General features: G+C 69.7%; 28 protein-coding genes. 10 read left to right on the forward strand and 18 right to left on the reverse strand.

The window, feature by feature from the left end:
* Positions 1-2 precede the first annotated feature (2 nt).
* Positions 3-482, reverse strand: a complete 480-nt coding sequence (gene croR, locus AC0IWM_RS16165; protein ID WP_471756640.1) for a 3-hydroxybutyryl-CoA dehydratase — start codon at positions 480-482, stop codon at positions 3-5.
* 226 nt (positions 483-708) lie between these two features.
* On the opposite strand from croR, the gene AC0IWM_RS16170 reads away from it, so the two are divergent.
* The 3 genes from AC0IWM_RS16170 (at position 709) to AC0IWM_RS16180 (ending at position 2,484) form a co-directional block, all read left to right on the forward strand.
* Complete coding sequence (locus tag AC0IWM_RS16170; RefSeq protein WP_471756642.1) at positions 709-1,329, forward strand: cation efflux transmembrane domain-containing protein; 621 nt, start codon at positions 709-711, stop codon at positions 1,327-1,329.
* 17 nt (positions 1,330-1,346) lie between these two features.
* Positions 1,347-2,192 carry a metallophosphoesterase gene (locus tag AC0IWM_RS16175; protein WP_471756644.1) on the forward strand — a complete coding sequence of 282 codons (846 nt, stop codon included), beginning with the start codon at positions 1,347-1,349 and terminating at the stop codon, positions 2,190-2,192.
* A gap of 70 nt (positions 2,193-2,262) precedes the next feature.
* Positions 2,263-2,484, forward strand: a complete 222-nt coding sequence (locus tag AC0IWM_RS16180) for a hypothetical protein (RefSeq protein ID WP_055949561.1) — start codon at positions 2,263-2,265, stop codon at positions 2,482-2,484.
* A 14-nt stretch (positions 2,485-2,498) separates the two neighbouring features.
* Here AC0IWM_RS16180 and AC0IWM_RS16185 read toward each other — a convergent pair whose 3' ends face one another.
* Complete coding sequence (locus AC0IWM_RS16185; protein ID WP_056469000.1) at positions 2,499-2,876, reverse strand: 4a-hydroxytetrahydrobiopterin dehydratase; 378 nt, start codon at positions 2,874-2,876, stop codon at positions 2,499-2,501.
* Between the two features lie 250 nt (positions 2,877-3,126).
* Here AC0IWM_RS16185 and AC0IWM_RS16190 point away from each other — a divergent pair, with 250 nt between their 5' ends.
* From AC0IWM_RS16190 to AC0IWM_RS16220, 7 genes are all read left to right on the forward strand, one after another.
* Positions 3,127-4,119, forward strand: a complete 993-nt coding sequence (locus AC0IWM_RS16190; protein WP_471756646.1) for an ABC transporter substrate-binding protein — start codon at positions 3,127-3,129, stop codon at positions 4,117-4,119.
* 44 nt (positions 4,120-4,163) lie between these two features.
* On the forward strand, positions 4,164-4,901 hold the full coding sequence (locus tag AC0IWM_RS16195; RefSeq protein WP_471756648.1) for an ABC transporter permease: 738 nt from the start codon (positions 4,164-4,166) through the stop codon (positions 4,899-4,901).
* A complete protein-coding gene (locus AC0IWM_RS16200; RefSeq protein ID WP_471756650.1) occupies positions 4,882-5,652 on the forward strand; it encodes an ABC transporter ATP-binding protein in 771 nt (256 codons plus the stop codon). Before AC0IWM_RS16195 ends, AC0IWM_RS16200 begins: the two co-directional genes overlap by 20 nt.
* Positions 5,653-6,314: 662 nt before the next feature.
* Positions 6,315-8,117, forward strand: coding sequence for a lanthanide-dependent methanol dehydrogenase XoxF5 (gene xoxF5 / locus AC0IWM_RS16205; RefSeq protein WP_471756652.1), 1,803 nt, complete (start codon positions 6,315-6,317; stop codon positions 8,115-8,117).
* 135 nt (positions 8,118-8,252) lie between these two features.
* Positions 8,253-8,858, forward strand: a complete 606-nt coding sequence (locus AC0IWM_RS16210; protein ID WP_471756654.1) for a c-type cytochrome, methanol metabolism-related — start codon at positions 8,253-8,255, stop codon at positions 8,856-8,858.
* Positions 8,858-9,712, forward strand: coding sequence for a rare earth element methanol dehydrogenase accessory protein XoxJ (gene xoxJ, locus AC0IWM_RS16215; protein WP_471756656.1), 855 nt, complete (start codon positions 8,858-8,860; stop codon positions 9,710-9,712). The genes AC0IWM_RS16210 and xoxJ overlap by 1 nt, the downstream gene beginning before the upstream one ends.
* 1 nt (position 9,713) lies before the next feature.
* Positions 9,714-10,286, forward strand: coding sequence for a L,D-transpeptidase family protein (locus AC0IWM_RS16220; RefSeq protein WP_471756658.1), 573 nt, complete (start codon positions 9,714-9,716; stop codon positions 10,284-10,286).
* On the opposite strand, the gene folK is transcribed toward AC0IWM_RS16220, so the two are convergent.
* From folK to AC0IWM_RS16300, 16 genes are all read right to left on the reverse strand, one after another.
* Positions 10,287-10,760, reverse strand: a complete 474-nt coding sequence (gene folK, locus AC0IWM_RS16225; protein WP_471756714.1) for a 2-amino-4-hydroxy-6-hydroxymethyldihydropteridine diphosphokinase — start codon at positions 10,758-10,760, stop codon at positions 10,287-10,289.
* 14 nt (positions 10,761-10,774) lie between these two features.
* Positions 10,775-11,149 carry a dihydroneopterin aldolase gene (gene folB / locus AC0IWM_RS16230; protein ID WP_471756660.1) on the reverse strand — a complete coding sequence of 125 codons (375 nt, stop codon included), beginning with the start codon at positions 11,147-11,149 and terminating at the stop codon, positions 10,775-10,777.
* Positions 11,146-11,919: a dihydropteroate synthase gene (folP, locus tag AC0IWM_RS16235; RefSeq protein WP_471756716.1), complete on the reverse strand. Its 774-nt coding sequence runs from the start codon at positions 11,917-11,919 to the stop codon at positions 11,146-11,148. Before folP ends, folB begins: the two co-directional genes overlap by 4 nt.
* Before the next feature lie 232 nt (positions 11,920-12,151).
* A complete protein-coding gene (locus AC0IWM_RS16240; RefSeq protein WP_471756662.1) occupies positions 12,152-12,532 on the reverse strand; it encodes a hypothetical protein in 381 nt (126 codons plus the stop codon).
* Positions 12,513-13,238 carry a hypothetical protein gene (locus AC0IWM_RS16245; RefSeq protein WP_471756664.1) on the reverse strand — a complete coding sequence of 242 codons (726 nt, stop codon included), beginning with the start codon at positions 13,236-13,238 and terminating at the stop codon, positions 12,513-12,515. Before AC0IWM_RS16245 ends, AC0IWM_RS16240 begins: the two co-directional genes overlap by 20 nt.
* Complete coding sequence (gene pqqE / locus AC0IWM_RS16250) at positions 13,235-14,392, reverse strand: pyrroloquinoline quinone biosynthesis protein PqqE (RefSeq protein WP_471756666.1); 1,158 nt, start codon at positions 14,390-14,392, stop codon at positions 13,235-13,237. The genes AC0IWM_RS16245 and pqqE overlap by 4 nt, the downstream gene beginning before the upstream one ends.
* Positions 14,389-15,471: a pyrroloquinoline-quinone synthase PqqC gene (gene pqqC, locus AC0IWM_RS16255; RefSeq protein WP_471756668.1), complete on the reverse strand. Its 1,083-nt coding sequence runs from the start codon at positions 15,469-15,471 to the stop codon at positions 14,389-14,391. The genes pqqE and pqqC overlap by 4 nt, the downstream gene beginning before the upstream one ends.
* 143 nt (positions 15,472-15,614) lie before the next feature.
* Positions 15,615-16,517 carry a pyrroloquinoline quinone biosynthesis protein PqqB gene (gene pqqB, locus AC0IWM_RS16260; RefSeq protein ID WP_471756670.1) on the reverse strand — a complete coding sequence of 301 codons (903 nt, stop codon included), beginning with the start codon at positions 16,515-16,517 and terminating at the stop codon, positions 15,615-15,617.
* Positions 16,518-16,575: 58 nt separating this feature from the next.
* Positions 16,576-16,665: a pyrroloquinoline quinone precursor peptide PqqA gene (gene pqqA / locus AC0IWM_RS16265; RefSeq protein WP_055889187.1), complete on the reverse strand. Its 90-nt coding sequence runs from the start codon at positions 16,663-16,665 to the stop codon at positions 16,576-16,578.
* Positions 16,666-16,865: 200 nt separating this feature from the next.
* Positions 16,866-17,570, reverse strand: a complete 705-nt coding sequence (locus tag AC0IWM_RS16270; protein WP_471756672.1) for a response regulator transcription factor — start codon at positions 17,568-17,570, stop codon at positions 16,866-16,868.
* Positions 17,567-19,189, reverse strand: coding sequence for a sensor histidine kinase (locus AC0IWM_RS16275; RefSeq protein ID WP_471756674.1), 1,623 nt, complete (start codon positions 19,187-19,189; stop codon positions 17,567-17,569). The genes AC0IWM_RS16270 and AC0IWM_RS16275 overlap by 4 nt, the downstream gene beginning before the upstream one ends.
* Before the next feature lie 158 nt (positions 19,190-19,347).
* On the reverse strand, positions 19,348-19,554 hold the full coding sequence (locus AC0IWM_RS16280) for a hypothetical protein (protein WP_056469054.1): 207 nt from the start codon (positions 19,552-19,554) through the stop codon (positions 19,348-19,350).
* Between the two features lie 140 nt (positions 19,555-19,694).
* The gene (locus tag AC0IWM_RS16285) at positions 19,695-20,492 is read right to left on the reverse strand and encodes a formylmethanofuran dehydrogenase subunit C (RefSeq protein ID WP_471756676.1); all 798 of its coding nucleotides are present in this window, start codon (positions 20,490-20,492) and stop codon (positions 19,695-19,697) included.
* A gap of 10 nt (positions 20,493-20,502) precedes the next feature.
* Positions 20,503-21,462, reverse strand: a complete 960-nt coding sequence (gene fhcD, locus AC0IWM_RS16290; protein ID WP_471756678.1) for a formylmethanofuran--tetrahydromethanopterin N-formyltransferase — start codon at positions 21,460-21,462, stop codon at positions 20,503-20,505.
* Between the two features lie 105 nt (positions 21,463-21,567).
* Entirely contained in the window at positions 21,568-23,211 is a 1,644-nt protein-coding gene (locus AC0IWM_RS16295; RefSeq protein ID WP_471756680.1) for a formylmethanofuran dehydrogenase subunit A, read from the reverse strand.
* Positions 23,205-24,284, reverse strand: a complete 1,080-nt coding sequence (locus AC0IWM_RS16300) for a formyltransferase (protein ID WP_471756682.1) — start codon at positions 24,282-24,284, stop codon at positions 23,205-23,207. Before AC0IWM_RS16300 ends, AC0IWM_RS16295 begins: the two co-directional genes overlap by 7 nt.
* Positions 24,285-24,439: the final 155 nt, after the last annotated feature.

Below are 24,439 nucleotides of genomic sequence, written 5' to 3' on the forward strand. Positions count from 1 at the left end.
CGTCAGGCGCTCGCCGGACGCCCGCCCATGCGCACCGCGAGGGGATCGGCCTCCACCTTGGTCGGCACCTTCACCAGCGCCTCGCCGTCGAGGACGACCTCGCCCGCCACCGAGCAGGTGCATTTCAGGCGGGCGCGGCGGCGCTCCGGCACCAGCTCGGCCACCTCGACGGTGACCTCGACCGTGTCGCCGATGCGCACCGGCGCGCGAAAGTTCAGGGTCTGGCTGATGTAGACCGCCCCGGGTCCGGGCAAGCGGGTGCCGAGCACCGCCGAGATCAGGCCGGCGGTGTAGAGGCCGTGGGCGATGCGGGTGCCGAAGGGCGTGCGCGCCGCGAAGTGCTCGGACAGGTGGATGGGATTGCGGTCACCGGTGATCTCGGCGAAGCCCACCACGTCGGAGGCGGCGATGACCTTGTTCAGCGTCTCGGACAGGCCGACCTCGAGATCCTCGAAGTACAGGACGCGCAGTTCGGGCATCATCGGCGGTTTCCCCTGACTTTGATTGCTTGCACGCAGGTCTCGTGCGGCTTGGCTTTTCGCCTCGCACAGGCGGCGGGCCAAATCCAGTATCCGGCGCCCGAAAAGCACCGGGCCGGATCTTGAGCCTCGACAGCCGGAGGCATCTCGCGCCATGGAGACCGTCGTCGCGAGGTGCCGGGCCCAGGTACGGGCCGATCTCTCCCTCCAGACAGGTCGAGCCGCCGCTGTGTCCGCCACGCCCACCCCGTCCGCCACCCTGCGCCCGGTGGTCGCCCGCGTCGCTGGGCTCAACCTCGCGTATTTCGGCATCGAGATCAGCGTCGCCCTGGCGATCGGGTCGCTGGCGCTCATCGCCGACAGCCTCGACTTCCTCGAGGACGCGGCGATCAACCTGCTGATCTTCGCCGGCATCGGCTGGAGCGTACGCAACCGCGCCCGGCTCGGAGCCGTCCTCGCCGTGATCCTGCTCCTGCCGGCACTCGCCACCGCCTACGCCGCCTGGATCAAGTTCGCCACGATGGCGCCCCCGGCCCCACTCCCCCTGACGCTCACGGGCCTCGGGGCGCTCGCGGTCAATCTCACCTGCGCGACGATGCTGGCCCGGCACCGCGCGGGCGGCGGCAGCCTGACCCGAGCGGCCTACCTCTCGGCCCGCAACGACGCCTTCGCCAACCTCGCGATCATCGCCGCCGGCCTCGCCACGGCCCTGACCCTCTCGGCCTGGCCGGATCTCATCGCGGCCGCCGGCATCGCCATCCTCAACGCGGATTCGGCCGGCGACATCCTGAAGGCCGCCCGCGCCGAATGGCGCGCGGCGAACGCCGCACCCGAGAATCCGGTTCCCTGAAAGGTTCCACGCCCAGCATGCGCCTGTTCCCCATCTCCGACCTGCACCTGGAGCGCCGGCGCCTCGACGTCATCCCGCGCCCGAGCCAGCCCTTCGACGTCCTGGTCTGCCCCGGCGACCTGCACGAGGGCCGGCCCGAATCGGGGCTCGCGGCCCTGATGACCCTGGCGCAGGGCCGCCCGATCGTGCTCGTGCCGGGCAACCACGAGCACTACGCGCCGACCGGCGACGGGCGCACGGCTCCGGAACTCCTCGCCGACCTGGAGTCCGAGGTCCTGCGCCTGAACGGGGAGGGGGCGGAGATCCACCTCCTCCAGCGCGGGTCGGCCGTCGTACTCGGCGGCGTGCGCTTCGTCGGCACCACCCTGTGGAGCGACTGGTCTCTGGCCGGGCGCTGGCTCGACGGGCGCATCGCCGACGCGCCGGAGGACCCGGTTGCCTACGCGGCCGCGCGGATGACCGACCCGATCACCGGTTCGCGCGAATTTCGAGGATCGATCCGCAACGGCGACGGAACGGTCTGGTCGCCCGCCGACGCGATGGCGGCACACGACCGGGAACGTGCCCAGCTGGCGGCCGCCCTGGCGCAGACCCATGACGGGCCGACCGTCTGCGTCACCCACCACCCAGCAAGCCCGCGCGCGGCCGATGCGTTCCGGGATGTGCCCGGGGTGCCGTGGTGGGTCCCGGCCTTCTACGCCACCACCGCCCTCGAGGATCTCCCCGAGGCGGTCCGGCCGGACCTCTGGGTCTCGGGCCATTTCCATGCCGGGCACGACCTGCGGATCGGGCGCACCCGCTGGGTGGCGAACCCGGTGGAGGGGCGGGACTTCTCCGCCGATCACATTCTCACGATCGAGTGAGACCGGACGCCGCCCGGCCGCGTAACTGTCGAGCATCGCCTCGCCGGAGTTCGCCCATGACGGTCCGCCCATGAACGCCTTCATTGCCGTCGTCCTCGTCTGTGCCAACGGCATCCCGATCGAGGCCTGTACCGACGACAAGGCGAGCGAGGTCCGCAAGGTCCGCGTCGCGAACGAGCTCGGCTGCACCAACGGTTGGCAAGAGATCATCGCCCGCACCGATCTGCGGGACGAGGTCGGCAAGACGAGTTACCTCAAGACCGAATGCCGGCGGGTGAAACAGGCCGACTGAGCGGCCACCCGGATCTAGCGGTCGTACTTGATGTAGGCGAAGCGCGGGTCGGTGGGCGTGCCCTCCAGCGCGCCGCCCTCGGTGCCGGGCTGCCAGCCGACCACCTCCTCAATCTTGGCGGCGAGCGCGAAGTCCTTCTCGGTGATCCCCTTGGCGGCATGGTTGGTCAGCCGCACCTCGACCCATGCGTAGGAGGCGGTGATGTCCGGGTGGTGCCAGGCGGCCTCGGCGAGATGGCCTACGGTATTGATGACCATCAGCGTGCCCTTCCAGCCCGCGGTCTTGTAGGTGCGCCGGATCCAGCCCTCCTCGAGACGCCAGGCCGGGAGCTCCCGCGCGAGGCGCTCCGTGACGGTGGCGTCGTCGATCACGTCGTCCCGCGTGCCGGCCATGGTCTAAAATCTCCCTCGAAGAAGCATCGATGTCGAACAGGCTGAAATCCTGCGCCGCCCCCCTGCCATGCGCAAGGTATCTGAGCCCCTTCGGAGAGATTTGCGATTCCGGGGGCGACCATCCGCCCGGCGGACTTGCCAATTCGTCCTGTGGACGCCCTGTGCCCGACCTCCTATGAAGATTGCCAACCAGCGCCGGCCTTCACGGGACAACCCGAGCGTTCGACTTCGAATCCAGGGAGAGTCCCTCATGCTGTCACGGCGCGGATTGCTCGCGACGGCGGCACTGTTGCCCCTGCCCTGGAGCCTCGCCCGTCCCGCGCGGGCGGCGCGGCCGGCGTTCCGGGTCGGCAGCCTGCCCTTCGGCACGGTCTCCTGGGAGGCGGCGGTGATCAAGGCGCGCGGCCTCGACAGCGCCAACGGGTTCACCCTCGACGTGGTCAAGCTCGCCGGCAACGACGCCGCGCGGATCGCCTTCCTCGGCGGCCAGGTCGACACCATCGTGGGCGACCTGCTCTGGGCCGCGAGACTTGGCAACGAGGGGCGCGCCATCCGCTTCTTCCCCTACTCGACCACCGAAGGCTCCCTGATGGTGCCGGGCGACAGCCCGATCCGGACGCTGGCCGATCTCAAGGGCAAGCGCCTGGGCGTCGCCGGCGGTCCCCTGGACAAGAACTGGCTCCTGCTGAAGGCCCAGGCCCGCGACACCGCCGGCATCGACCTCGAGACCCAGGCCACCATCGCCTTCGGGGCGCCACCCCTCCTGGCGCTCAAGCTGGAGCAGGGCGAACTCGATGCCGGGCTCCTGTACTGGACCTACTGCGCCCGCCTGGAGCCCAAGGGATTCCGCCGCCTGATAGGCTCCGACGACATCATGCGCGCCTTCGGCGCCACCGGTTCGATGGCCCTGATCGGCTACCTCCTCGACGACGCCGTCGTGAAGGACAAGGGCGAGGCGGTCATGGGCTTCACCCGCGCGTCCAAGGCCGCCAAGGATATCCTCGCCAACGACCCCGCCGCCTGGGACGTGGTGCGCCCGCTGATGTCGGCGGAGGACGAGGCGACGTTCCAGGCGCTCAAGCGCGACTTCCTCGCCGGCATCCCGCGCCGGCCCCTCGCCACGGAGCGCGGCGACGGCGAGAAGCTGTTCGCTGTCATGGCCCGCCTCGGCGGCGAACGCCTCGTCGGCGCGGGCACGACGCTCCCCACCGGCCTGTACTTCGACGGCACCGGCAATGGCTGAGGCCGCCCCGCGCCGGTCCGCCGCGCGCCCGACGCCCTGACCCCATGGGCTTTGCCACCCGTCTCGCCTCCGTGCTGGTCCTCCTCGCGGGGTGGCAGGCCGCGGCCGCGGCCGCCGGCTCGCGGCTGCTTCCGGCGCCTCTGGCGATCCTGGACTTCATCGCGCGCGAATCCGCGACCGGCGACCTGTGGTGGAACGTCGGCATCACCCTGTCGCGGGTGGGCATCTCCTTCTTCCTGGCGATGACCCTGGGGGTGCTCCTCGGGATCGCCCTGGGGCGCTCGCGCCGGCTGAACCTCGTCCTCGACACGCCGCTCCTCATCCTTCTCAACACGCCCGCATTGGTGATCACGGTGCTGGCCTACATCTGGGTCGGCCTCAACGAGGCGGCCGCCATCGTCGCCGTGGTGCTGAACAAGCTGCCGAACGTCGCCGTGATCCTGCGAGAGGGAGCCCGCGGCCTCGACCCGCAGCTCGAGGAGATGGCGCGCAGCTACCGCTTCGACCGGCGGACCTGGATCGCCCACGTGCTGGTGCCGCAGCTCCAGCCCTTCGCGGTGGCCGCCGCACGCTCCGGCCTGTCTCTCGCCTGGAAGATCGTGCTCGTGATCGAGCTGCTCGGCCGCCCCAACGGCGTCGGCTTCGCGATCAACTACTACTTCGTCCAGAGCCTGAACGTGGCGGCGATCGTCGGCTACAGCATCGTGTTCATGAGCGTGATGATCGCCATCGACATCCTCATCCTCCAGCGGCTCGAAGCCTATGTCCGACGCTGGCGCTGACGGCAGGGCCGTGCCCGGCCCCGACGGCGCAGCCCTCCGGGTCGAGATCATCCGCAAGGTCTATGGCGGCACCGGCCCGGAACCGGTGGAGGCGGTGCGCGGCCTCGCCTTCACGGTGACGACCGGAGCGATCACGTGCCTGATCGGCCCGTCGGGGGCCGGCAAGACCACGACCCTGCGCATCCTTCTCGGTCTCGACCCGGATTACGAGGGCAGCGTCACGCCGCCGCCGGACGAGGCCGGCATCGCCATGGCGTTCCAAGAGCCGCGCCTGCTGCCCTGGCGCACCGTCGAGCAGAACGTCCGCCTCACCCTCCCGAGGCCGGCACGAGGACAGAACCTCGACGCCCTGTTCGAATCCCTCGGGCTGGCCCCCTGGCGCGGACGCTATCCCGGCGCGCTCTCCCTCGGCATGGCCCGACGGGTCTCCCTGGCGCGGGCCCTGGCGCAGAAGCCGCGCATCCTCATCCTCGACGAGCCCTTCGTGTCCCTGGACGACAGTGCCGCCGCCGCCCTGCGCGGCCTCGTGGTCGCGGCGGTCGGGACTTCGGGCATGGGCGTCCTGATGGTGACCCACAACGTCGCCGAGGCCCTCGAGATCGCCGACCGGCTGCTCCTCGTCTCCGGACGTCCGGCGACCCTGCTCGGCACCATCGCCCTCGATCGGCCGCGGGGGCAGCGCGACCGTGCCTGGATCGAGGCGAACCGTGCCTCCCTTGCAGGGCGTTTTCCCGGCGTCATCGCGGGCTGATTCGCCCTCGGTTCGCGTCCGGACGGAGAGATGTCCCCACTTGCCCGAGGCGTGGATGCGGCGAGACCGCGCATCGGATCGTCGCCGGGCCGCATCGGTCTTCTTCCGGACCTACGCGCGCTCCCGATCCTGAGCCGCCAACATTTTTGCATTATATAGCGATTTTGGAATTTTATTTCATCCCCGCCGAATGGCGGTGCGGTGGATTGAACGCCGGAACCTCGTTACCGGCATATCGCCTCCCGCCAAGCTGAGCGCGTATGCGCATGACGCATGAAGATCCGGCGAAGGTGTTCAAATCACTTTGTCTTACCAACTCGAGATATTGCGCCGCACAATCTTATGGTGCGAAGCGCGAGCCTGTCGGAATGTCGTCCGGAGGCTCACGAGGTCTTGTGCGAAGCCTGGGAGGACGGTGCGCAAGCGTGTTGACGCCGCCGGAATTTTTCTTAGAGTTCATTCAAGCTTCGGTTTCGAGGGGCGCCGCAAAGGGATAGCGGCCCCTGACCACACAAATCCAGCACCGACCTTTCAAGGTTTGGTTCCAAGGGTTTGGCGTCCGCTACCGAGGCGAACCTATCCCTGTCGCAAACAGTCAGATCACGGCGTGATCCTGTGGATTTTCCGCATGATGACGGCTGCAAGATCTGTCGGAGGAATCCATGAGAGCGGTACATCTTCTCGCACTCGGCGCCGGCATGGTCGCTTCGACCACGGCGTTCGCCAACGAAGACGTCCTGAAGCGCACGGCCAATCCGGCCGAGCAGGTCCTTCAGACCGTCGACTACGCCAACACGCGCTATTCGAAGCTCGACCAGATCAACGCCAGCAACGTCAAGCAGCTCCAGGTTGCCTGGACCTTCTCGACCGGCGTGCTGCGCGGCCACGAGGGCTCCCCGCTCGTCGTCGGCAACATGATGTACGTCCACACTCCCTTCCCGAACATCGTCTACGCCCTTGATCTCGACAAGGACGGCGTGATCGCCTGGAAGTACGAGCCCAAGCAGGACCCGTCGGTCATCCCGGTGATGTGCTGTGACACGGTCAACCGTGGTCTCGCCTACGCCGATGGCGCCATCATCCTGCACCAGGCCGACACCACGGTCGTCTCGCTCGACGCCAAGTCCGGCAAGGTGAACTGGTCCGTCGTCAACGGCGACCCCAAGAAGGGTGAGACCAACACCGCCACTGTTCTCCCGGTGAAGGACAAGATCATCGTCGGCATCTCCGGCGGCGAGTTCGGCGTGAACTGCCACGTCACCGCCTACGATGCCAAGACGGGCAAGAAGGTGTGGCGCGGCCACTCCCAGGGCCCCGACGCCGACATGCTGATGGACCCCGAGAAGACCACCTCGCTCGGCAAGCCGGTCGGCAAGGACTCCTCGCTGAAGACCTGGGAAGGCGATCAGTGGAAGACCGGCGGCGGCTGCACCTGGGGCTGGTTCTCGTACGATCCCAAGCTCGACCTGATGTACTACGGCTCGGGCAACCCCTCGACCTGGAACCCCAAGCAGCGTCCGGGCGACAACAAGTGGTCCATGACCATCTGGGCGCGTAACCCCGACACGGGCGCCGCCAAGTGGGTCTACCAGATGACCCCGCACGACGAATGGGATTACGACGGCATCAACGAGATGATCCTCACGGATCAGAAGGTTGACGGCAAGGAGCGTCCGCTCCTGACCCACTTCGACCGTAACGGCTTCGGCTACACCCTCGATCGCGCCACCGGCGAACTCCTGGTCGCCGAGAAGTACGATCCGGTCGTGAACTGGGCCTCCAAGGTCGACATGGACAAGGGCTCCAAGAACTACGGCCGCCCGCTCGTCCAGGCCAAGTACTCCACCGAGCAGAACGGTGAGGACACCAACTCCAAGGGCATCTGCCCCGCGGCGCTGGGTTCGAAGGATCAGCAGCCTGCTGCCTACTCCCCGAAGACCAACCTGTTCTACGTGCCCACCAACCACGTCTGCATGGACTACGAGCCGTTCCGGGTCTCCTACACCCCCGGCCAGCCCTACGTCGGTGCGACCCTGGCCATGTACCCGGCCCCCAACAGCCACGGCGGCATGGGTAACTTCATCGCCTGGGACGGCGTGAACGGTAAGATCAAGTGGTCGAACGCCGAGCAGTTCTCGGTGTGGTCGGGCGCCCTCGCCACCGCCGGCGACGTGGTGTTCTACGGCACCCTGGAAGGCTACCTGAAGGCTGTCGACTCCAAGACGGGTAAGGAACTCTATAAGTTCAAGACCCCGTCGGGCATCATCGGCAACGTGATGACCTACAGCCACAAGGGCAAGCAGTTCGTCGGCATCCTGTCGGGTGTTGGTGGCTGGGCTGGCATCGGCCTCGCGGCCGGCCTGACCGACCCGAACGCCGGCCTCGGTGCGGTGGGTGGTTACGCCGCCCTCTCGAACTACACCAACCTCGGTGGTCAGCTGACCGTGTTCTCGCTGCCGAACTAATCGGTCGCACGTTACGGTAAGACCTTGGGTGCCGGCGCGGGTTTCCGCGCCGGCACCTTTATGATTAGAGTTGGAAGAACAAGATGTGAAACACGCGGCTGCTCAGCCGACGTGGAGTTCCTGGGAGAAACGTCGTTGCACACCATCAGCAAAGCCGCCATCCGTCCTCTCGTGGCGGCCCTCGCCTTCGCCTCCGTCTCGACCCTTGCCGTCCAGGCTCAGGATGCGAAGAAGGCTGACCCGGCCCTGGCCAATCAGCTCGACCCGAATGCGCCCGAGAAGGATGCCAAGCTGATCGACAAGTTCGCGGCCGTGAAGGTCGAGGATGGAAAGTATCAGGACGCAGAAGGCCACCCGACCTTCCACATCACCAACGATGGCAAGAAGTTCGACTGGTATGCCTATTCGGGCTACCGCCGTTACCACGCCGAGTGTCACGTCTGTCATGGCCCGGACGCGATGGGCTCGACCTACGCCCCGGCTCTCAAGGACTCGCTCAAGACGATCAACTACGAGGAGTTCATCGGCATCCTCGCCGGCGGCAAGCGCGACTCGCAGGCCGGTCAGGAGCGCGTGATGCCGGCCTTCGGCGACAATAAGAACGTCATGTGCTACGCCGACGACCTCTACGTCTACCTCAAGGCCCGGGCCTCCGGCGCGATGCCGCGCATCCGCCCGACCGATAAGGAAGAGAAGCCGGAAGCTGCCAAGACGGCCGAGAAGGAGTGCCTGGGCGGCTGATGGCGCGCTCACGCACCAAGACACGTCTCGCCCTCGCGCTCCTGCTGATGTCGGCAGGGGTGCGAGGCGCCTCGGCGCAGTCGCTGCCCGACCTCGTCACCACGGACACCCTGCGCGTCTGCGGCGACCCCGGCAACATGCCGTTCTCCGAGCGTAAGGAGGATGGTTTCGAGAACCGGATCGCGGCGATCATCGCCGACGAACTCAAGGTCAAGATCCGATACTACTGGCTGACGCAGGGTCCGGGCTTCGTCCGCAACACCCTCGGCACGGGTCTGTGCGACATCATCATCGGCTCGGCCGCCGGCGGCGAACTCGTCCAGCACTCGAACCCGTACTATCGCTCCGCCTACACGCTGGTCACCCGCACGGGCGAGTTCGATGGCGTCACCCGCCTCGACGACCCCAAGCTCAAGGGCAAATCCATCGGCGTCATCGGCGGCACGCCCCCGGTGAACCGCATGGGCGAAATCGGCCTCGTCAGCGCGATGAAGGCCTACGCGCCCTATCAGCTCGATCCGGCCCGCAAGCACCAGACGGTCTCGGCCGAGGTCATCGCGGATCTGGCCGAGAAGCGCATCGACGCGGCGATCCTCTGGGGACCGGCCGCCGGCTGGCTCGCCAAGCAGAGCGGCGTGCCGATGGCCGTCGTGCCGTTGCTGCAGGAGCCGGACCGGCCGCCGCTGACCTTCCGGATCGCCCTCGGTGTTCGCCTGGAGGAGAACGACTGGAAGCGCACGCTCAACACGATCCTGCGCAAGCGGCGCGCCGACATCGAGAAGGTGCTGCGCGATTATGACGTGCCGCTCCTGGAGGAGGAGGGCAACAAGCTCCTCGACGCTCCGGCGCCCTGAAATGGTGAGCGCCGACAGGACAGGCAGACCGCGATGGCGGTGGCGGATCGCCTCCGGCGCCGCCATCGTCGTTCTCGCCCTGCTCGCCCTCGTTCTCGTCGACCAGCGCCAATGGCTGCGGGTCGAGCCGGCCCTCGTGGCCGAACCGGACCGGGCCGACCGCATCCTCGTGGAGAAGGCTGCCCGGCGCTTGACGCTGCTGCGCGACGGCCGGGTCCTCGCCACCTACCCGGTCTCCCTGGGCTTCGCGCCGGAGGGCCAGAAATCCCGCGAGGGCGACGGCCGAACGCCGGAGGGCATCTATGCGATCGCCTATCGCAATCCGCGCAGCGTCGCTCACCTCTCGCTGAAGGTCTCGTACCCGACGCCGGACCAGGCCCGCAGCGCCGCGGCCGCGGGTCGTGCCCCCGGCGGCGACATCATGATCCACGGCCTGTTCAACGGGTTGTCCTGGCTCGGCCCCCTGCATCGGCTCGTCGATTGGACCAACGGCTGCGTCGGCGTCACCAATGCCGAGATGGCGGCGATCTATGCCCGGGTCGACACCGGCACCCCGATCGAGATCCGGCCCTGATCAGGCCCGCACGATGCCGCGGGCGTCGAGCTTGGCCAGGGCCTCGGTGACCGTCTCCGGCCCGATGCGCAGGTCGGGGGCGATCTCGACCAGGGGCACCAGCACGAAGGCGCGCTCCCGTACGAAGCGGTGCGGCAGGATCAGGCGGGTATCCGAGATCGCCGCTCCCTCATAGGACAGTACGTCGATGTCGATCACCCGCGGCCCCCAGCGGCGCTCGCGCACGCGACCCATGGCGGTCTCGATGCCGAGGCCCGCCTCCAGGAGTTCGTGGGGGGTCAGGCTGGTCTCGATCCCGACGGCGGCGTTGAGGAACCAGTCCTGGTCGGTGTCGCCCCAGGGCGGGGTGCGGTAGTTCGACGAGCGCGCGGTGACGCGGACGCCCGGCGTCGCGGCGAGCCGCGCCACCGCATCGGCCAGGGTCGCGGCCTTGTCGCCGATGTTGCTTCCGAGGCCGAGATAGGCGGCGTGCATTCGCTGGCCGCCGCTCATCGGGTGGCCTCGCGATGGCGCACGATCTCGATGGCGACGCCGTCGATCACCGCCGGCACCGGCGCGCTCGGCTTGTCCACCCGCACCCGGATCTCGGTGATGGGATTGTGCCGGTCGAGGATCTCGCCGGCGATGGCCTCCGCCAGGGCCTCGATCAGGGCGAAGCGCCGCTGCGTGGCGATCCGGGTCACGATCTCGGTGAGGTCGGCGTAGCTCACGGTCCGGGCGACGTCGTCGGAGCACCCGGCCGGCCCGAGATCGAGGCGCACGTCGAGGGAGACGTAGAAGCGCTGGCCCAGGCGGGCCTCCTCGGGCAGGAGGCCGTGGAAGGCGAAGACCGCGATGCGGTCGACGAGGATGCGGTCGCTCATGCGGATCGTCCCATCACGGCGTCGACCACTCGCAGAGCGTCCACGTGCGGGCGGACATCGTGGACGCGCACGATCTGCGCCCCGAGGGTGGCGGCGAGCACGTGGCTGCCGATCGAACCGAAGAGCCGGTCCACCGGCTTGGTCTCGGCATCGTGCAAGCGTCCGAGGAGCGACTTGCGCGAGACGCCGACGAGGACCGGAAATCCGAGGGCCACGATCTCGGGCAGGCGCCGCAACGCTTCGAGGTGCTGCGCCCAGCTCTTGCCGAAGCCGATCCCGGGATCGAGCACGATGTCGCCGTCGCGGAGGCCGGCGGCCCGGGCGATGGCGAGCGAGCGCTCGAAGAAGCGCAGCATGTCGGCAACGATGTCGAGGGCCGGATCGATGGCCTCGCGGTTGTGCATGATCATCACCGGCGCGCCGTGGTCGGCGGCGACCCGGGCGATGTCGGGCTCGCGCTGCAGGCCCCAGACGTCGTTGACGATGCGGGCGCCGGCCTCCAGCGCCACCCGCGCGGTCGACGCCTTGTAGGTGTCCACCGAGATCGGGACGGGCAGGCGTGGGGCGAGATCGCGGATCACCGGCAGGATGCGGGCCTGCTCCTCCTCCGCCGAGACCGGAACGTGGCCGGGGCGGGTGGATTCGCCGCCGATATCGACCAGCGCTGCGCCCTCCGCCACCAGGGCCTCGGCCTGGGTGCGAGCGGCCTCGAGACCGGCGAAACGGCCGCCATCGGAGAAGGAATCGGGCGTGACATTGAGGATGCCCATCACCAGGACGCGCCGCCCGAGATCGGGCAGGAGCGTCGTGAGGGGGGCCGGCAGGTCTGGGGGCACGGGATGCTCGGGTTCGAAGGCGGGCGCGTCCGGGGCGCGTCCTCGGCCGGGATGCCGCTGTCTTGAACCCAATGCCGGATCGGAGCAACGCCCTGCCGGCGCCGGACGGCGCCCGGTCATGCGCCGCCGCTCCGGGCAGCGACGCTGCGGGGTCCGAAAACCCCGGTCAGGTGCCGCCGCGATAGCAGCGGATCTCGGCCTCGGCCTGGGCCCGGCGGAGTTCGGCCACCTGGTCGTCGAAGACCTTGGTCGACTTGAACGCGGTGGTGCGCTGGCCGATGCCCTGGCGCAGGGAGAGCACGGTGCTGGCCTGGACGTACTTGTCGTAGGGCAGCAGCGAGGCGAGGGCGTCGAGCGAGCAGGAGCAGCGCGACAAGGATTCGCGCGACTGGCCGTTCGCCGCCATGCAGCCGAAGATGTAGTCGGCCCGGGCCTCGGTGGGGTAGTCGTTCTCCGGCTCGGCCGCGGCCGCCGCACCCGCCACGAGGGCCGCGGCGCAGGCGACGGCGACGAGGTGCGGGAGGCGCTTAACCAGCGTTCGGATCATAGGTCAGGTTCTCCTGCAGGAGTTCGCCTCCTTCGGCGTTCTTCGAGCTCGCCTCGATCGAAACGAGTTCACCGGGCACGGCCTCGGACGTGACGAAGGTGTATTTCAGGTTCTCGAAGCCACGCATGCGCTCCTTCATCTTGTCGTCGAGGAAGGGCTGCGTCTCGATGCGCCAGCCGTCGATCTTGCGTCCCTTGAAGTCGACCTGCGTCGGCGTCACGGTGGCGTTGTCGCGCAGGCCCTTGCGGATGGCGTTCTTGATGTAGCGCGGGTTGGCCATCAGCACGCGGGCGAGGTCGATGAGGTGATGCTCGAGGAAGAGCGTCATCACCGGGTTCCCGGGCATGTCCTCGAACGGGCCGGCCGGGAAGCGGTTGGCGCCGGAGAACATCTCCACGCGGATGTTGCGGTTGTCCGCCGCGTTGCCAGGCTCGACCCCGAGCTTGATAGTATCGTTCAGCGGCGGCCCGAACGGGCCCTTCGAAATGCCGCTGCGGCGCAGGTAATCGTAGGTGAGCTTCGTCCCGGGCGGAACGTTCTTCATCTGCGGCTGCTCGAAGAGCAGGTCCGAGGCGTTCGGGGGCGTCGCGGTATTGGCCTTGGTGACGGCGGGTGCCTCGGATGCCTGGGGTGCGGCGGGCACGGTCTGGGCGAGCGCAGGCGCGCCCGCGAGCATCAAGAACGCGGCAAGTGTGACGGGCTTCAAAGCGGCGCTTCCTCATTCAGCGGCGTACGCACATTGGGCTGCACGTTACTGCCGATGGTCCGGTAGACGTAGTCGGGCGGCGTCTCGGCCGCCTCCTCGGTGGCGAGATCGCGCACCTTGGCGTGGAGGGGCGACAGGGAGCAGGCCGGGTCGGTGGCCGCAGCATCGCCGGCGAGCGCCAGGGCCTGGCAGCGGCAGCCGCCCCAATCCTTCTCCCGCCGGTCGCAGGACCGACAGGGCTCCTTCATCCAGTCCGTGCCGCGATAGGCCGTGAAGGCCGGGGAATTCGCCCAGATGTCGCCGAGCGAATGGTCGGACACGTACCAGAATTCGAGGTTCGGGATCGTCTCGGCCGCGTGGCAGGGCAGCACCTTGCCCTGGGGCGTGACGTTCATGAGCTTGCGGCCCCAGCCACCGGCGCAAGCTTTCGGGTATTTGGCGTAGTAGTCGGGCACCACCAGATCGATGACGAGCTGGCCCTTCAGGCGTTCGCGGGCGGCCTCGACGATGCGGATCGAACGGTCGACCTCGGCCTTGTTCGGCATCAAGGCGGCGCGGTTCACGTAGGCCCAGCCGTAATACTGGGTGTGGGCGACCTCCAGGCGCTTGGCGCCGAGCTTCACCGCGAGGTCGATGAACCCCTCGACCTCGTGAATGTTGCCCCGGTGGATCACCGAGTTCAGCGTCAGCGGCAGGCCGAGCTGGGTCACCCGCTCGGCGAAGGCGAGTTTCTGCGGCTGGGCGTTCTTGAGGCCGCCGATCTTCTCGGCATTGGCCGCGTCGACGCCCTGTACCGAGAGCTGCACGTGGTCGAGGCCGGCATCGTAGAGCGCGTCGAGCTTCTGCAGGGCGCCACCGACGCCGGAGGTGATGAGGTTGGAATACAAGCCCAGTTTCGCGCAGGTCGCGGTGATCTCGACGATGTCGTTGCGCGCCGTCGGCTCGCCGCCCGAGAGGTGGACGTGCAGCACGCCGAGGGCCGCCGCCTCCGTCAGCACCCGCTGCCACGTCGCGGTGTCGAGCTCGCCGGAGCGCCGGTCGAGTTCGAGCGGGTTCGAGCAGTAGGGACAGCGCAGGGGGCAGCGATGGGTCAGCTCCGCGAGGAGCCCGACCGGGGCCGGCAGGGTCGGGGCGTTCGGCGTGATCGCGTTCATCGCTCCAGGACCCGTTTCGTGGCCAGATCGTTCAGCATCACGAGGATGTCGGCCTCGATCACGGTCACGTCCGCCGTGAACTTCTCGGCCAGCACCCCGGCGATGTCGCGCACGGTGCGTCGGCCGTCGACCAGTTCCAAGACCATGACCGCGTTGGCGTCGAGGTCGAAGGTGCGCTCGGGCGCGAGGAGGACGTGCTGGTCGCGCACGGCATCGTGGCGCAGGCGCACGCCGCGGGGCAGGCGCGGCACGTCCTGCGCCGTCAAAGTGCCTGTGCCGGCGGCCTGCGACACCGCCGGCTCGGGCACCAGCCCGGTGCCGGGCGTCCAGGCATCCGGCGGGATCAGGCCGGGGGCGACGTAGGCGAAGTACAGGGCATCGAGCTGCGTCCAGAGCACGTTGCACTTGAACGTCAGCGCATCCATCGCCTGGCGCTGCAGCGCCGGCGTGGTGGCGTGCTCCTTGACGTAGGCGATGGCGAAATCGGCGTCGCGCGGGGCCTGGGTCAGGCGCTTGTCGAAGTAGGCCAGCGTGTCCTTGGTGATGAAGTCGTAGTTCTTCAGCATCCCGGCCACCCGCTCCGAGATGATGGTCGGCGAGAACATCTCGGTCAGCGAGGAGGCGATCGCCTCCAGGAGCGAGCGCTCCTTCACGAAGTGCACGTAGGCATCGACCGAGAACCGGGTCGCCGACAGGATGCCGTGCGTCGATTCCACGTAGTCGCGGGCAAAGCCCACGCCCTCGGCGAGCTTGAGCCAGCGCTCGATGCCGCCGTCGCCGGGCGCGTCGCCGTCATGGTCGACGATGCGCTGGCGCCAGACCCGGCGCAGCGACGCGTCGGTCATGCGCGCGAGCACGGCGGCGTCCTTCACCGGGATCATCGCCTGATAGTAGTAGCGGTTCAGCGCCCAGGCCCGGACCTGATCCTTGTTCAGCTTGCCGTCGTGCAGCAGGCGGTGGAACGGGTGCAGGTTGTGGTAGCGGCGCGCCCCGATGTCGCGCAGGGCCGCCTCCAGCTCCTCGGGCGAGAGCAGGCGCTGGGCCTCGTCGGTCTGCGGCGTGGGGAAGGGCGCGGTCATGGCGTGGCTCGCGGATCAGCGTGGAGCGGTTTTAGGAACTTTTCTTATCAATCGCGCCGCACCCCGTGAAGGCCGCGGGCGCGCAGACGCAATTCAATCGGACACAATGTATGCCGTTGGCACTAAACTGCCAGATGGACGCCTCATGAAAGGGTCAGCGTCAAACCGTCATGGGCCACGGTCCAACCCGCGGCCTCGACCTGGCGGCGCTCGCCGGATCCTTCGACCAGCACCGGGTTGGTGTTGTTGATGTGGACGAAGACCCGTCGGCCGATCGCCACGTCGGACAGGGCCGCGATGGAGCCGCCCTCGCCGGTCATCGGCACGTGGCCCATGCGCCAGCCGGTCTTGGTGCCGACGCCGGCGCGGATCATGTCGTCGTCGAGGAGCACGGTCCCGTCGAACAGCAGGGCGTCGACCCCGCCGATGCGGGCCTTCAGGTCCTCGGTGACCCGGGCGCAGCCGGGGATGTAGGCGAGGCGGCTGCCGCCGGCCTCGATCATCGCGCCGACCGTGGTCTCGGTCTCGGCGCCGATCTCCAGGGTCTCGTCCTCGAGCCACAGGGGCACCTTGCCGGGCACCGCGAACAGGGTGACGTGCAGGCCCGGCACCGGCTCGAAGCGCCGGTCGAGGGCGATCGGCTCGCGGGCGACGACGCCGGCGGCCATTACGTCGAACACCCGGTTGGCGCCGACCGATTCGAGGATTCCGCTGGTCCCGTAGAGGGTGAAGGGCTGGCCCTCCCGGAGGGTCAGCAGGCCGGCGACGTGGTCGACGTCGCCGTTGGTCAGCAGCACGGCATGGATCGGTGAGTGCCGCAGCCCTTCGCGCGGATGCATCGCCGGGTTGTCGAACAGCTGCTGGCGGATATCGGGGGAGGCGTTCACCAGGAGCCAGCGCTCTCCATCCGGGGAGACGGCGATGCTCGACTGGGTCCGCGGCCTGACGCGGGTCTCGTCCTCGCGGGCGAGGGCGCAGATCGGGCAGCGGCAATTCCACTGGGGAAGGCCGCCGCCCGCGGCCGAACCGAGGATCAGGACATGCATGGTGGAACCGACGCTGCCTTGAGATCCTCGGGTTCGACGAAAACTGAGTGGCGAGGGCTCAGTTGAAGGTGTCGATCTCGGCCGACTCGTAGCTGGTGACTTCCATGCCGACGCAGATCTCGGAAACGATGGGGGCAGCCCAGGTCATGGTGTTTCTCCTGAAAGTTTCTTCTGAACGTCAGCAGCATCCCGATCGCCTCTAAGAAGATCGTAAGACACTGACGGCGCAGTGATTTCTGTCGCCGGGTTGATATCGACAATTTGGCTCGGCAGTTCAAGCGCTAAATTGCCGGTTTCTCCCGGCCACCCCCGCGAATTCGCTGCCGCCGTTAACGCGCGGTGCCGGAATCAGTGCCGGAAATCCTGTCCCTTGAGGTCGAGCATGAAGCCCTTGCCCCGTACCGTGACGATGACCGGGCCGCCGAGCCGCACGAAGTCGGAGAGCTTGGTCCGCAGGTAACCCACGTAGACATCAACGACATTCAGGGAGAGGCCGCCCTGGCCGGCCCAGAGCTTGTCGAAGATGTCGCCCCGGGAAACGGGGTGGTTGGCGTTGTCCATCAGGAGCGCGAGCAACTCCGCCTCACGGGGGGTGAGGCGCGCCGTCGCATCGGCGAATCCCACCTGCCGGATGGTCAGGTCGAGCATGAGCTTGCCGGCGGTGACGATGCTGCGCGGCTCCTCCGAGGCCTTGCGGCGCAGGAGGTGGGTCTGGAGACGGGCCAGCAGCTCGTCGAAGACGAAGGGCTTCACGATGTAGTCATCGGCCCCCAGCGCCAGTCCCTCGGCGCGGTCGCGCACCTCGTCCCGGGCCGAGAGGAAAAGAATCGGCCCCGGATAGCCGCCCTCGCGCAGGGAGCGGCAGACGTCGTGGCCCGAGCCGTCCGGGAGGGTGATGTCGAGCACCACCGCCTCGGGAGCCTCGGCGCGGGCGGCCGCGAGGGCGTCGTCGACCCGGCCGGCGACGCCGACGATGAAGCCCTCCGCCTCCAGGCCGCGGGCGAGCATGGCGCGGATGTCGCTGTCATCCTCGACGATCAGTACGCGCGTCATGCCACGGTCTCCTGGGCGCCCGTCGGGTGCGGCGAGGGGGAAGGTTCGGCGTCGCCGGCGGACAGCGCGGGCAGGTCCAGGGAGACCTGCGCACCGCGCCCGTCCGGACCCGCCCCGAGGCGGATGGTGCCATCATGCCGCTCGACGACCCAGCGCGCCAGGGCCAGTCCGATGCCGAAGCCGGCCTCGCCCGTGGGACTGTCGCGGCGGAAGCGCTCGAACAGGCCGTCTCCGAGGTCGGGAAAGCCCGGCCCGTCATCCGTGATGGTCACCACCGCGTGCCCGCCCTCCGCCCGCGCCAGGGCGACCACGATCCGGGTGAGGCCGGTGGCGTGGCGCAGGGCGTTGTCGATCAGGCTCTCCACCACCTGACGCAGCCATTCGCGGTCGGCGAGCAGCGTCGGGTCGGCCTCGGCCGGATCGAGGCTGAGCGCCACGCGGCGACGGGCGGCCTCGGAGGCCATGCCGTCGACGGCGTCGGCCAGGATCTCGCGCGCGCCCACCGGGCGGCGGTCGAGCTCGATCTGCCCGGATTCGGAGCGGGCGACGCGCAGCAGGTCCTCGACCCGGCGCTTCAGGCGGAGCGCCCGCTTGCGGATGGTGGCGAAGACGGGCGTGACGTCGAGCTGGCGCCCGGCCGAGCGGGCCGCGATGTCGCACTCGCCAAGGATGACCGTGAGGGGCGTGCGCAGCTCGTGGCTGACATCGGCGAAGAAGCGCCGGCGCGAGCGGTCCACCGCCTCCAGGCGGGCATTGGCGGCGCGCAGATCCAGGGTGCGGGCCGCCACGGTGTCCTCCAGAGCGGCGCGGTCGGCGGCGAGGCGGCCCTCGCGCCGGGCGAGGCGGGCGGCCATGCGGTTGAAGTTCGCGACCAGCAGGCCGAGCTCGTCCCGGGTCGCCACGGAGAGACGGGTGTCGAGCTCGCCCCGGCCGACGGCGCTGGCGGCGCGGCGCACCGCCTCGATCCGGGCCAGCACGGGACGGGTCACCGCCCGGTACAGCAGGAGCACGATGGCGAGCGCCCCCGCCACGGCGGCGAGCGAGGCGACCCGCAGGGTGCTGGAGAGCGCGCGCGCCGCGTCCGAGCCGGCGATCATCGAGCGCCGCTCCACCTCGATCAGGAAGGAGAGGGGCTGCCCGGTCATGGCGCCGAACCCGTTCAGGGCGCCCCGGATCGCCGCCTTGCGCGACTCGTCCTCGGACTGGCGCAGCACCTGGGTCACCTGCCGGTCGAGGATCGCGCGCGCCGCGCGCAGCTGCGCCAGGGGCCGCGTGCGGGCGGCGTACTGGGTGCGGTCGAGGGGATCGTCGCTCGACGCGATGGAGCGGCCGAGGGCCTCGTCCACCGCCACGAGGGCCCGGTCGACGTTGGTGCGCGCCACCGCCAGGCCCTCCGGCTGCGCGTCGGGGTTGCTCACCGCCTCCAGGGCGGCGAGGCCGTACTGGGTCATGCGTCCCGACAGCTCGACGAGGAGTTCCAGGCGTCCCTGCGCCGCGAGCGTCCGGTCGATGGTGCGCTCGGCCGCGTTGATCGAGGCGAGCACCCCCAGGGCGGCCAGGACGACGAGGAGCGCGGTGGCGCCGAGGAGCAGCGCGAACCGGACCTTCAGCGAGCGCATGGTTCTGCCAGCCTATCCTGCGTTCGTCCCGACGCGTTCCGCGTCCTGCCGGATGCGCCGATCCGTTCCGTCCCCTGCAGGATCTCTAGGCCGAGCTCCGCCGGTGAGGCAAGACGACGGGGTTCGGCCGAAGCTCCCGACTACCTACCCGCGCTCCTTCACAGGTCCCGCGGCTGGCTGCCCCGGACGGCGCAGCGCCACTTGGTGACGTGCCATTCCGGGTGTTCCTCCTGCCACTTGGCGATGGCGCTCTGGGAGTTGCGCAGGCAGATGAAGGGACTGCGGGCCTCGTAGGAGAGGTCGATCTTGTCCTCGCGGCATTGCGAGGGCTGCGACAGGAGGCAGATCGAGAGCAGGATGAGCATCGGTGACGCCGGGTTCGCGCTGGGGATGCGCGGAAGGCCGGCATCATGCTGCCATCCCGCGGACGATGAAGGTCGTCCGATCGGGAGGATTGTGCAAGTCCGGCGGGCAGATCACCAGAATCGTGATGGTGCGGACGCCCTCAGGCGGCCGCCACCCACAATTCGCCCTTGCCCAGGGTCGCGAGGTCGCCCGAGTAGCGCGTGAGCGCGCCGGCCGCGAGGTCGGCATGGGCGGGGCTCAGGGGCCGGAGCGAGCGCGCCAGCAGCCGCAGGAACACGAGGTCGTGCGTGCCGGTCTCGACGAAGCTCGGGGTCAGCGCCCCGACACCGCCGGCCAGGATGGTGCCGCGCCGCATGCCGAAGCCCGGATGGTCGCCGAGGCTCGTGGCCGCGATGGTGCCGGCGATCATCCGCGCGCCCGCATAGGCGCCGGCCCGGCCCACCAGGATCAGGCCGCGTCGCATGCGGTCGCCGAGATGGTCGCCCGCCGAACCGTGGATCACCAGGGTGGCGCCGTCGAGCCCGGCCTTGGCGGCGTAGACCGCACCGCCGGCATGGTCGCCGGCATCGCCCTCGATCGTGATCGTGCCGCCGGTGGCGCCCGAGCCCGCGAAGGGTCCGGCCGAACCCGTGACGGTGACGGAGCCCGACTGCATGCCCGCCCCGAGGCGCTGGCCGACATCGCCGACCACCCGGATGCTTCCGCCGCCGAGCGAGGCCCCGACCCGGTCGAGGCGGGACGAGCCGCCCTGGATGACGAGGTCGTCCGAGCCGTCGAGGGCGAGCGTGAAGCAGTCGCCCAGGGTCAGGCCGCGCCGGCTGGTGCCGACGGGGAGCCTGGCCGCCTCGGCCTCGCTGAGGCCGCTCAGGGACAGCGGGGTGACGTGCAGGAGGTCGAGCCGCTCCGGCGGCTCCTGGCGCAGGGTGAGGGTGCTCATGTGAGGGTGCTCATGCGGCTCCGGCCTCGCTGCTGCCCGGCTCCTTCGAGAGCAGGTTCTTCAGGTGATAATGGTGGCGGCCGAGATTGCCGCCGTAATTGCCGGCCGTGACCGCGACGAGGCCGTGGGCGGCCCCGGCCTCGGTGGCCGCGTGCAGGGCCGCGCGCATCGATTCCGCGACCGCGTCGGAGGTCAGCGCGTCGATCACGATCTCCAGCACGACGCCGACCTCGGCCGAGAGCTCGGTGCCGGCCCGGCCCTTCAGGGTCGGGCAATAGGCGTCGTTGGTCGACGCCATCATGCCCTTGGTGCGCGCGCCGACCTTCGAGCCGGAGCGGACGATGCCGCCCGGGAAGGGCAGGATCGCGCCCGGCACCGCGCGGGCGGCCTCGACCGCGATCTCGGCGACCTTGAGGGTGTCGGCGTGCCTGCGCCCGAGGAAGAGCAGGTTGCCGCCGCCGACCGCCCCGTCCACCGCGCGGACGAAGTCCTCGCACAGGAACTCGCCGTCCATGACGGGGATGCGCCAGTAGCGCCGGGCCTTGCCGGTCACCGGGTCGGTCAGGCGCTTGGCCACGGCGAAACCGTCGCCGAAGTAGCGGATCGCGCCGCCGAGCTTGATCTTGGTCGGCCCGTCGACCCCCGCGTAGCAGGCGGTGCCCGGGCAGGTGAGGATGCACTGGCCGACCCGCTTCAGGAGCTGGTCCTTGAGGCCGTTCGGCTCGAAGCCGAACAGCAGCACGCGCACGCCGGGGCGCCCGTCCGGCGTCTCCTCGGGGGGGAGCTCGCAGTCGATCCCGGCCTCGGCGCCGCAGCCGATCACCGAGGTGGCGAAGCCCGTCATCACGGTGGCGGCGATCATCGCCCATTTGGGCGTGTCGTTGGTGATGACGATCGCGGTGCCGGCGACGTCGAACGCCTCCGCGAAGGTGTCGATCACCGGAATGCCGTTGAGGGTGAGGTCCGTCATCTCAGTCACCGGTCCCCACGCGACGCATTTCGATCAAGCCCGGCAGGCTTCTCAGGTCCGACAGGCTTCTCAGGTCCGACATGCTTCTCAGGTCCGACATGCTTCTCAGGTCCGACATGCGACCTCCGTGAACACGTCCGGCTTCGGGAAGGCCTCGTCGGGCACCCCGAAGCTCCTGAGGCCGGTGCCGAAGCGGTCCTGCAGGTAGGTCTCGGAGCGGGCCACCATCGCCTTGTCGGATTCCACGGTGAGTTCCAGCGTGCGGCCGGAGCGCCAGGCCACGACCTCGCCGTCCTCCACGATGGTCTCGCCGTCCTTCAGGACCAGCTTGGCGCGGGCGAACATCGCCGTGCGGTCGGGGTCGTCGCGATAGACCGCGACGTCGGCCCGGGCGCCCTCGCGCAGGTGGCCGCGGTCGGCGAGGCCGAGGAGCTTGGCGGGTCCCGAGCGGGTGAGCTGGGCGATCTCCGAGAAGCTGTACTCGCGCTCGATGGCGCAGAGGCCCGAGCGCTCGGCGATGACCTTGTGCAGGGAGGCTATCTCGCGGTCGCGCTCCTCCTTGTCCATCAGGAAGTGGATGATCCGCGGGTAATCCGTGAAGGGACCGCCGTTGGGGTGGTCGGTGGTCAGGATGGTGCGCTCCGGCTCCTTCGAGAGGAGCATCAGCTCGAGGCCGATCGCCCATTGCAGGGAGCTCACCGGTCCGCGCGGCTTGTAGAGGAACGGCACCACGCCGCCGCCCTCCGCGTCGCCCGCGGTGAGGATCCACTTCTTCGGGTTGGCGCCCTTGCGGCCGGCGAACTGGCGCAGGATGTCGAGCGAGATCGTCACGGTCTGGCCGAAGGCGACCTGGCCGACGTCGTAGGTCGCGTTCGGGTGCGCCTCCATGGCCTCCGTGATGCGCTCGGCCGCCGAGCGGAAGCCCCCGGTCTGGGGGTTCTCGGGGTCGGCGACGCCGTAGCCGTAGAACTGGGCGTGGGCGAAGTGGATGCGCCGGCCCTCCGCCGCCTCCAGGGTCGCCACGAAGGACTCGTCGGCGCCCGGGATGCCGAGGTTGTTGCAGTGGACGTGCAGCGGGTGCGGCACGCCGATCTCCTCGACCGCGTCGAGGAGCGCGCCCATGATCCTGCGGGTGGAGAGGCCGTAGACCGGGATCTCGTCGTCGAGGCCGAGCTTCAGCATCCCGTCCTTGAAGGCCGAGGCGCCGCCCGCATTGATGCACTTGACGCCGAGGCCCCGCGAGGTGGCCACCGACAGGGCGACGAGGTCGCGCACCGCCGCCTTGCCCTCGCGCGCCCGCAGGAGCTGGAGCAGGTGGTCGTCGTTGCCCATCACCGTCAGGGCGCCGCGGTCGAGGAGCGGGATGTCGGCGAGCTCGAGCTGCGTGGCCAGCGCGTTCGCGGGCGGCATCGCGGGCTCGACCGCCAGGGTGTAGCCCATCCGCGCGTAGTTCGCGCCGATCCAGGCGGCCGAGCCGCCCGCATGGGCGAAGGGATGGCCCTCGGGCGCGGCCTCGCTGGCGTAGAGTTCGGGCAGCAGCAGCCGGCTCATCACCACGTTGCCGCCGGCGATGTGCGAGTGCACCTCGACGCCGCCGGCCATCACCACGCAGCCGGTGGCGTCGATGGTCCGGTCGGGCGCGCGGTCGGAGGCGGCCACCACGCGGCCGTTCTCGATCCAGACCTCGCCGACCGCGTCGCGGCCGGCCGTCGGGTCGACGACCCGGCCCCCGTGAATCCGGATCAGCATGCGGCGCCCTTCTTCTGCATGAGGCGTTCGTGGATGGCGGTGAGGATGCCGGCCGCGCTCAGCTCGGCCGTCTGGCCGGAGGCCGGCGTATAGGTGATTGCGGCCCGGCGCTCGTCCCACAGGCTGCCGCCGGCGGTCTCGCCGGGCACGCCCACGGCGAAGACCACGTCGGCGACGTCGCCGCCGGCCTCGGGGCTGCCGACGCCCACGATGGCGACGCTCGGCAGGGTCCCGAGCCAGTCGGGACGCGGGGCGGGGAGGGAGGCGAGCCAGAGGGCGGCGTCGGCCTCGCCGGCGGCGATCTGGCGGGCGCTGTCGAAGCGCCAGGGATCGTGCTCGGGCACGTGGCGGCCGAAGCCGACGCGCGGGGCCTGGCCGGTGGTCCAGGCGGCGAGCTGCAGGAGGGCGCGGCCCTGGAACGGGTCGGAGAGGGGCAGTCCGAAGAAGCGCGTGACCTCGTTGAGGTCCTTGATCATGCCCTGGAGCATCTCGACGCCGAGTTCGCCGATCTCGGCCGGGTCGTACAGGACGACGCCGTACTGCGCGGTGCTCAGGCGCCGGGCGAGGTCGGCATAGGCCGCCTCGCCGCCGAGATTGCCCTTCAGGAAGGCGCGCAGATGCGCGATCGAGACCGCGAGGCCGCCGGCCTCGGCCGGGTAGGCCACGTGCCGGGTGGCGCCGTTGCGCGGGCCGCCGAGGGACAGGATGACCCGCTCCGAGCCGGCGGCACGGCCGCGGGTCGCCTGCGAGCCGGCGATGTCCTGGACGATCGGGCGGTCCCAGGGCGCGTTGCCGACGATGAGGACCGCGTCGGCCCGGCCGACGGCCTCGGCCGGCGTCGTCGTCATCGCGCCGGTGCGGCTCAGGGAGCCGAGCTCGGCATAGAGGCTCGGGCCGGCCACGGGATCGACGGAGGCGCCGAGGGCGTCGGCCAGCTGATAGGCCGCGCGCACCGCGCTCAACTCGGCGCAGAGACCCGCCAGGACAGCCGTCTGCGCTGAAGCGAGGAGCGTGGCGGCGGCCTCCACCGCCGCGTCCGCATCCGTCGCACCACCCTTCACCCAGGCCGCCATGCGTTGCACCTTGGAAAATCGAGGGCCCGGCGCGCACCGTATTCGGCGTCGCGCGCGGCGGGACTGAGCCAGTCCATGTCGTTGGGGCGGCACGTTTGCATCGGCGCCGCCCCCCAGGCAACCCCCCAGGACCGTCCGGCGCGAATCAGGAGCCC

This window comes from Methylobacterium sp. AC433 (assembly GCF_979253015.1).

Excerpts from the sequence above, each read along its gene's own strand:
- croR (WP_471756640.1), bottom strand. The coding sequence starts at position 482 with ATGATGCCCGAACTGCGCGTCCTGTACTTCGAGGATCTCGAGGTCGGC.
- AC0IWM_RS16175 (WP_471756644.1), top strand. The coding sequence starts at position 1,347 with ATGCGCCTGTTCCCCATCTCCGACCTGCACCTGGAGCGCCGGCGCCTC.
- AC0IWM_RS16180 (WP_055949561.1), top strand. The coding sequence starts at position 2,263 with ATGAACGCCTTCATTGCCGTCGTCCTCGTCTGTGCCAACGGCATCCCG.
- AC0IWM_RS16185 (WP_056469000.1), bottom strand. The coding sequence starts at position 2,876 with ATGGCCGGCACGCGGGACGACGTGATCGACGACGCCACCGTCACGGAG.
- AC0IWM_RS16190 (WP_471756646.1), top strand. The coding sequence starts at position 3,127 with ATGCTGTCACGGCGCGGATTGCTCGCGACGGCGGCACTGTTGCCCCTG.
- AC0IWM_RS16195 (WP_471756648.1), top strand. The coding sequence starts at position 4,164 with ATGGGCTTTGCCACCCGTCTCGCCTCCGTGCTGGTCCTCCTCGCGGGG.
- AC0IWM_RS16200 (WP_471756650.1), top strand. The coding sequence starts at position 4,882 with ATGTCCGACGCTGGCGCTGACGGCAGGGCCGTGCCCGGCCCCGACGGC.
- xoxF5 (WP_471756652.1), top strand. The coding sequence starts at position 6,315 with ATGAGAGCGGTACATCTTCTCGCACTCGGCGCCGGCATGGTCGCTTCG.
- xoxJ (WP_471756656.1), top strand. The coding sequence starts at position 8,858 with ATGGCGCGCTCACGCACCAAGACACGTCTCGCCCTCGCGCTCCTGCTG.
- AC0IWM_RS16220 (WP_471756658.1), top strand. The coding sequence starts at position 9,714 with ATGGTGAGCGCCGACAGGACAGGCAGACCGCGATGGCGGTGGCGGATC.
- folK (WP_471756714.1), bottom strand. The coding sequence starts at position 10,760 with ATGCACGCCGCCTATCTCGGCCTCGGAAGCAACATCGGCGACAAGGCC.
- folB (WP_471756660.1), bottom strand. The coding sequence starts at position 11,149 with ATGAGCGACCGCATCCTCGTCGACCGCATCGCGGTCTTCGCCTTCCAC.
- folP (WP_471756716.1), bottom strand. The coding sequence starts at position 11,919 with ATGGGCATCCTCAATGTCACGCCCGATTCCTTCTCCGATGGCGGCCGT.
- AC0IWM_RS16240 (WP_471756662.1), bottom strand. The coding sequence starts at position 12,532 with ATGATCCGAACGCTGGTTAAGCGCCTCCCGCACCTCGTCGCCGTCGCC.
- pqqE (WP_471756666.1), bottom strand. The coding sequence starts at position 14,392 with ATGAACGCGATCACGCCGAACGCCCCGACCCTGCCGGCCCCGGTCGGG.
- pqqC (WP_471756668.1), bottom strand. The coding sequence starts at position 15,471 with ATGACCGCGCCCTTCCCCACGCCGCAGACCGACGAGGCCCAGCGCCTG.
- pqqB (WP_471756670.1), bottom strand. The coding sequence starts at position 16,517 with ATGCATGTCCTGATCCTCGGTTCGGCCGCGGGCGGCGGCCTTCCCCAG.
- pqqA (WP_055889187.1), bottom strand. The coding sequence starts at position 16,665 with ATGACCTGGGCTGCCCCCATCGTTTCCGAGATCTGCGTCGGCATGGAA.
- AC0IWM_RS16270 (WP_471756672.1), bottom strand. The coding sequence starts at position 17,570 with ATGACGCGCGTACTGATCGTCGAGGATGACAGCGACATCCGCGCCATG.
- AC0IWM_RS16275 (WP_471756674.1), bottom strand. The coding sequence starts at position 19,189 with ATGCGCTCGCTGAAGGTCCGGTTCGCGCTGCTCCTCGGCGCCACCGCG.
- AC0IWM_RS16280 (WP_056469054.1), bottom strand. The coding sequence starts at position 19,554 with ATGCTCATCCTGCTCTCGATCTGCCTCCTGTCGCAGCCCTCGCAATGC.
- AC0IWM_RS16285 (WP_471756676.1), bottom strand. The coding sequence starts at position 20,492 with ATGAGCACCCTCACCCTGCGCCAGGAGCCGCCGGAGCGGCTCGACCTC.
- fhcD (WP_471756678.1), bottom strand. The coding sequence starts at position 21,462 with ATGACGGACCTCACCCTCAACGGCATTCCGGTGATCGACACCTTCGCG.
- AC0IWM_RS16295 (WP_471756680.1), bottom strand. The coding sequence starts at position 23,211 with ATGCTGATCCGGATTCACGGGGGCCGGGTCGTCGACCCGACGGCCGGC.
- AC0IWM_RS16300 (WP_471756682.1), bottom strand. The coding sequence starts at position 24,284 with ATGGCGGCCTGGGTGAAGGGTGGTGCGACGGATGCGGACGCGGCGGTG.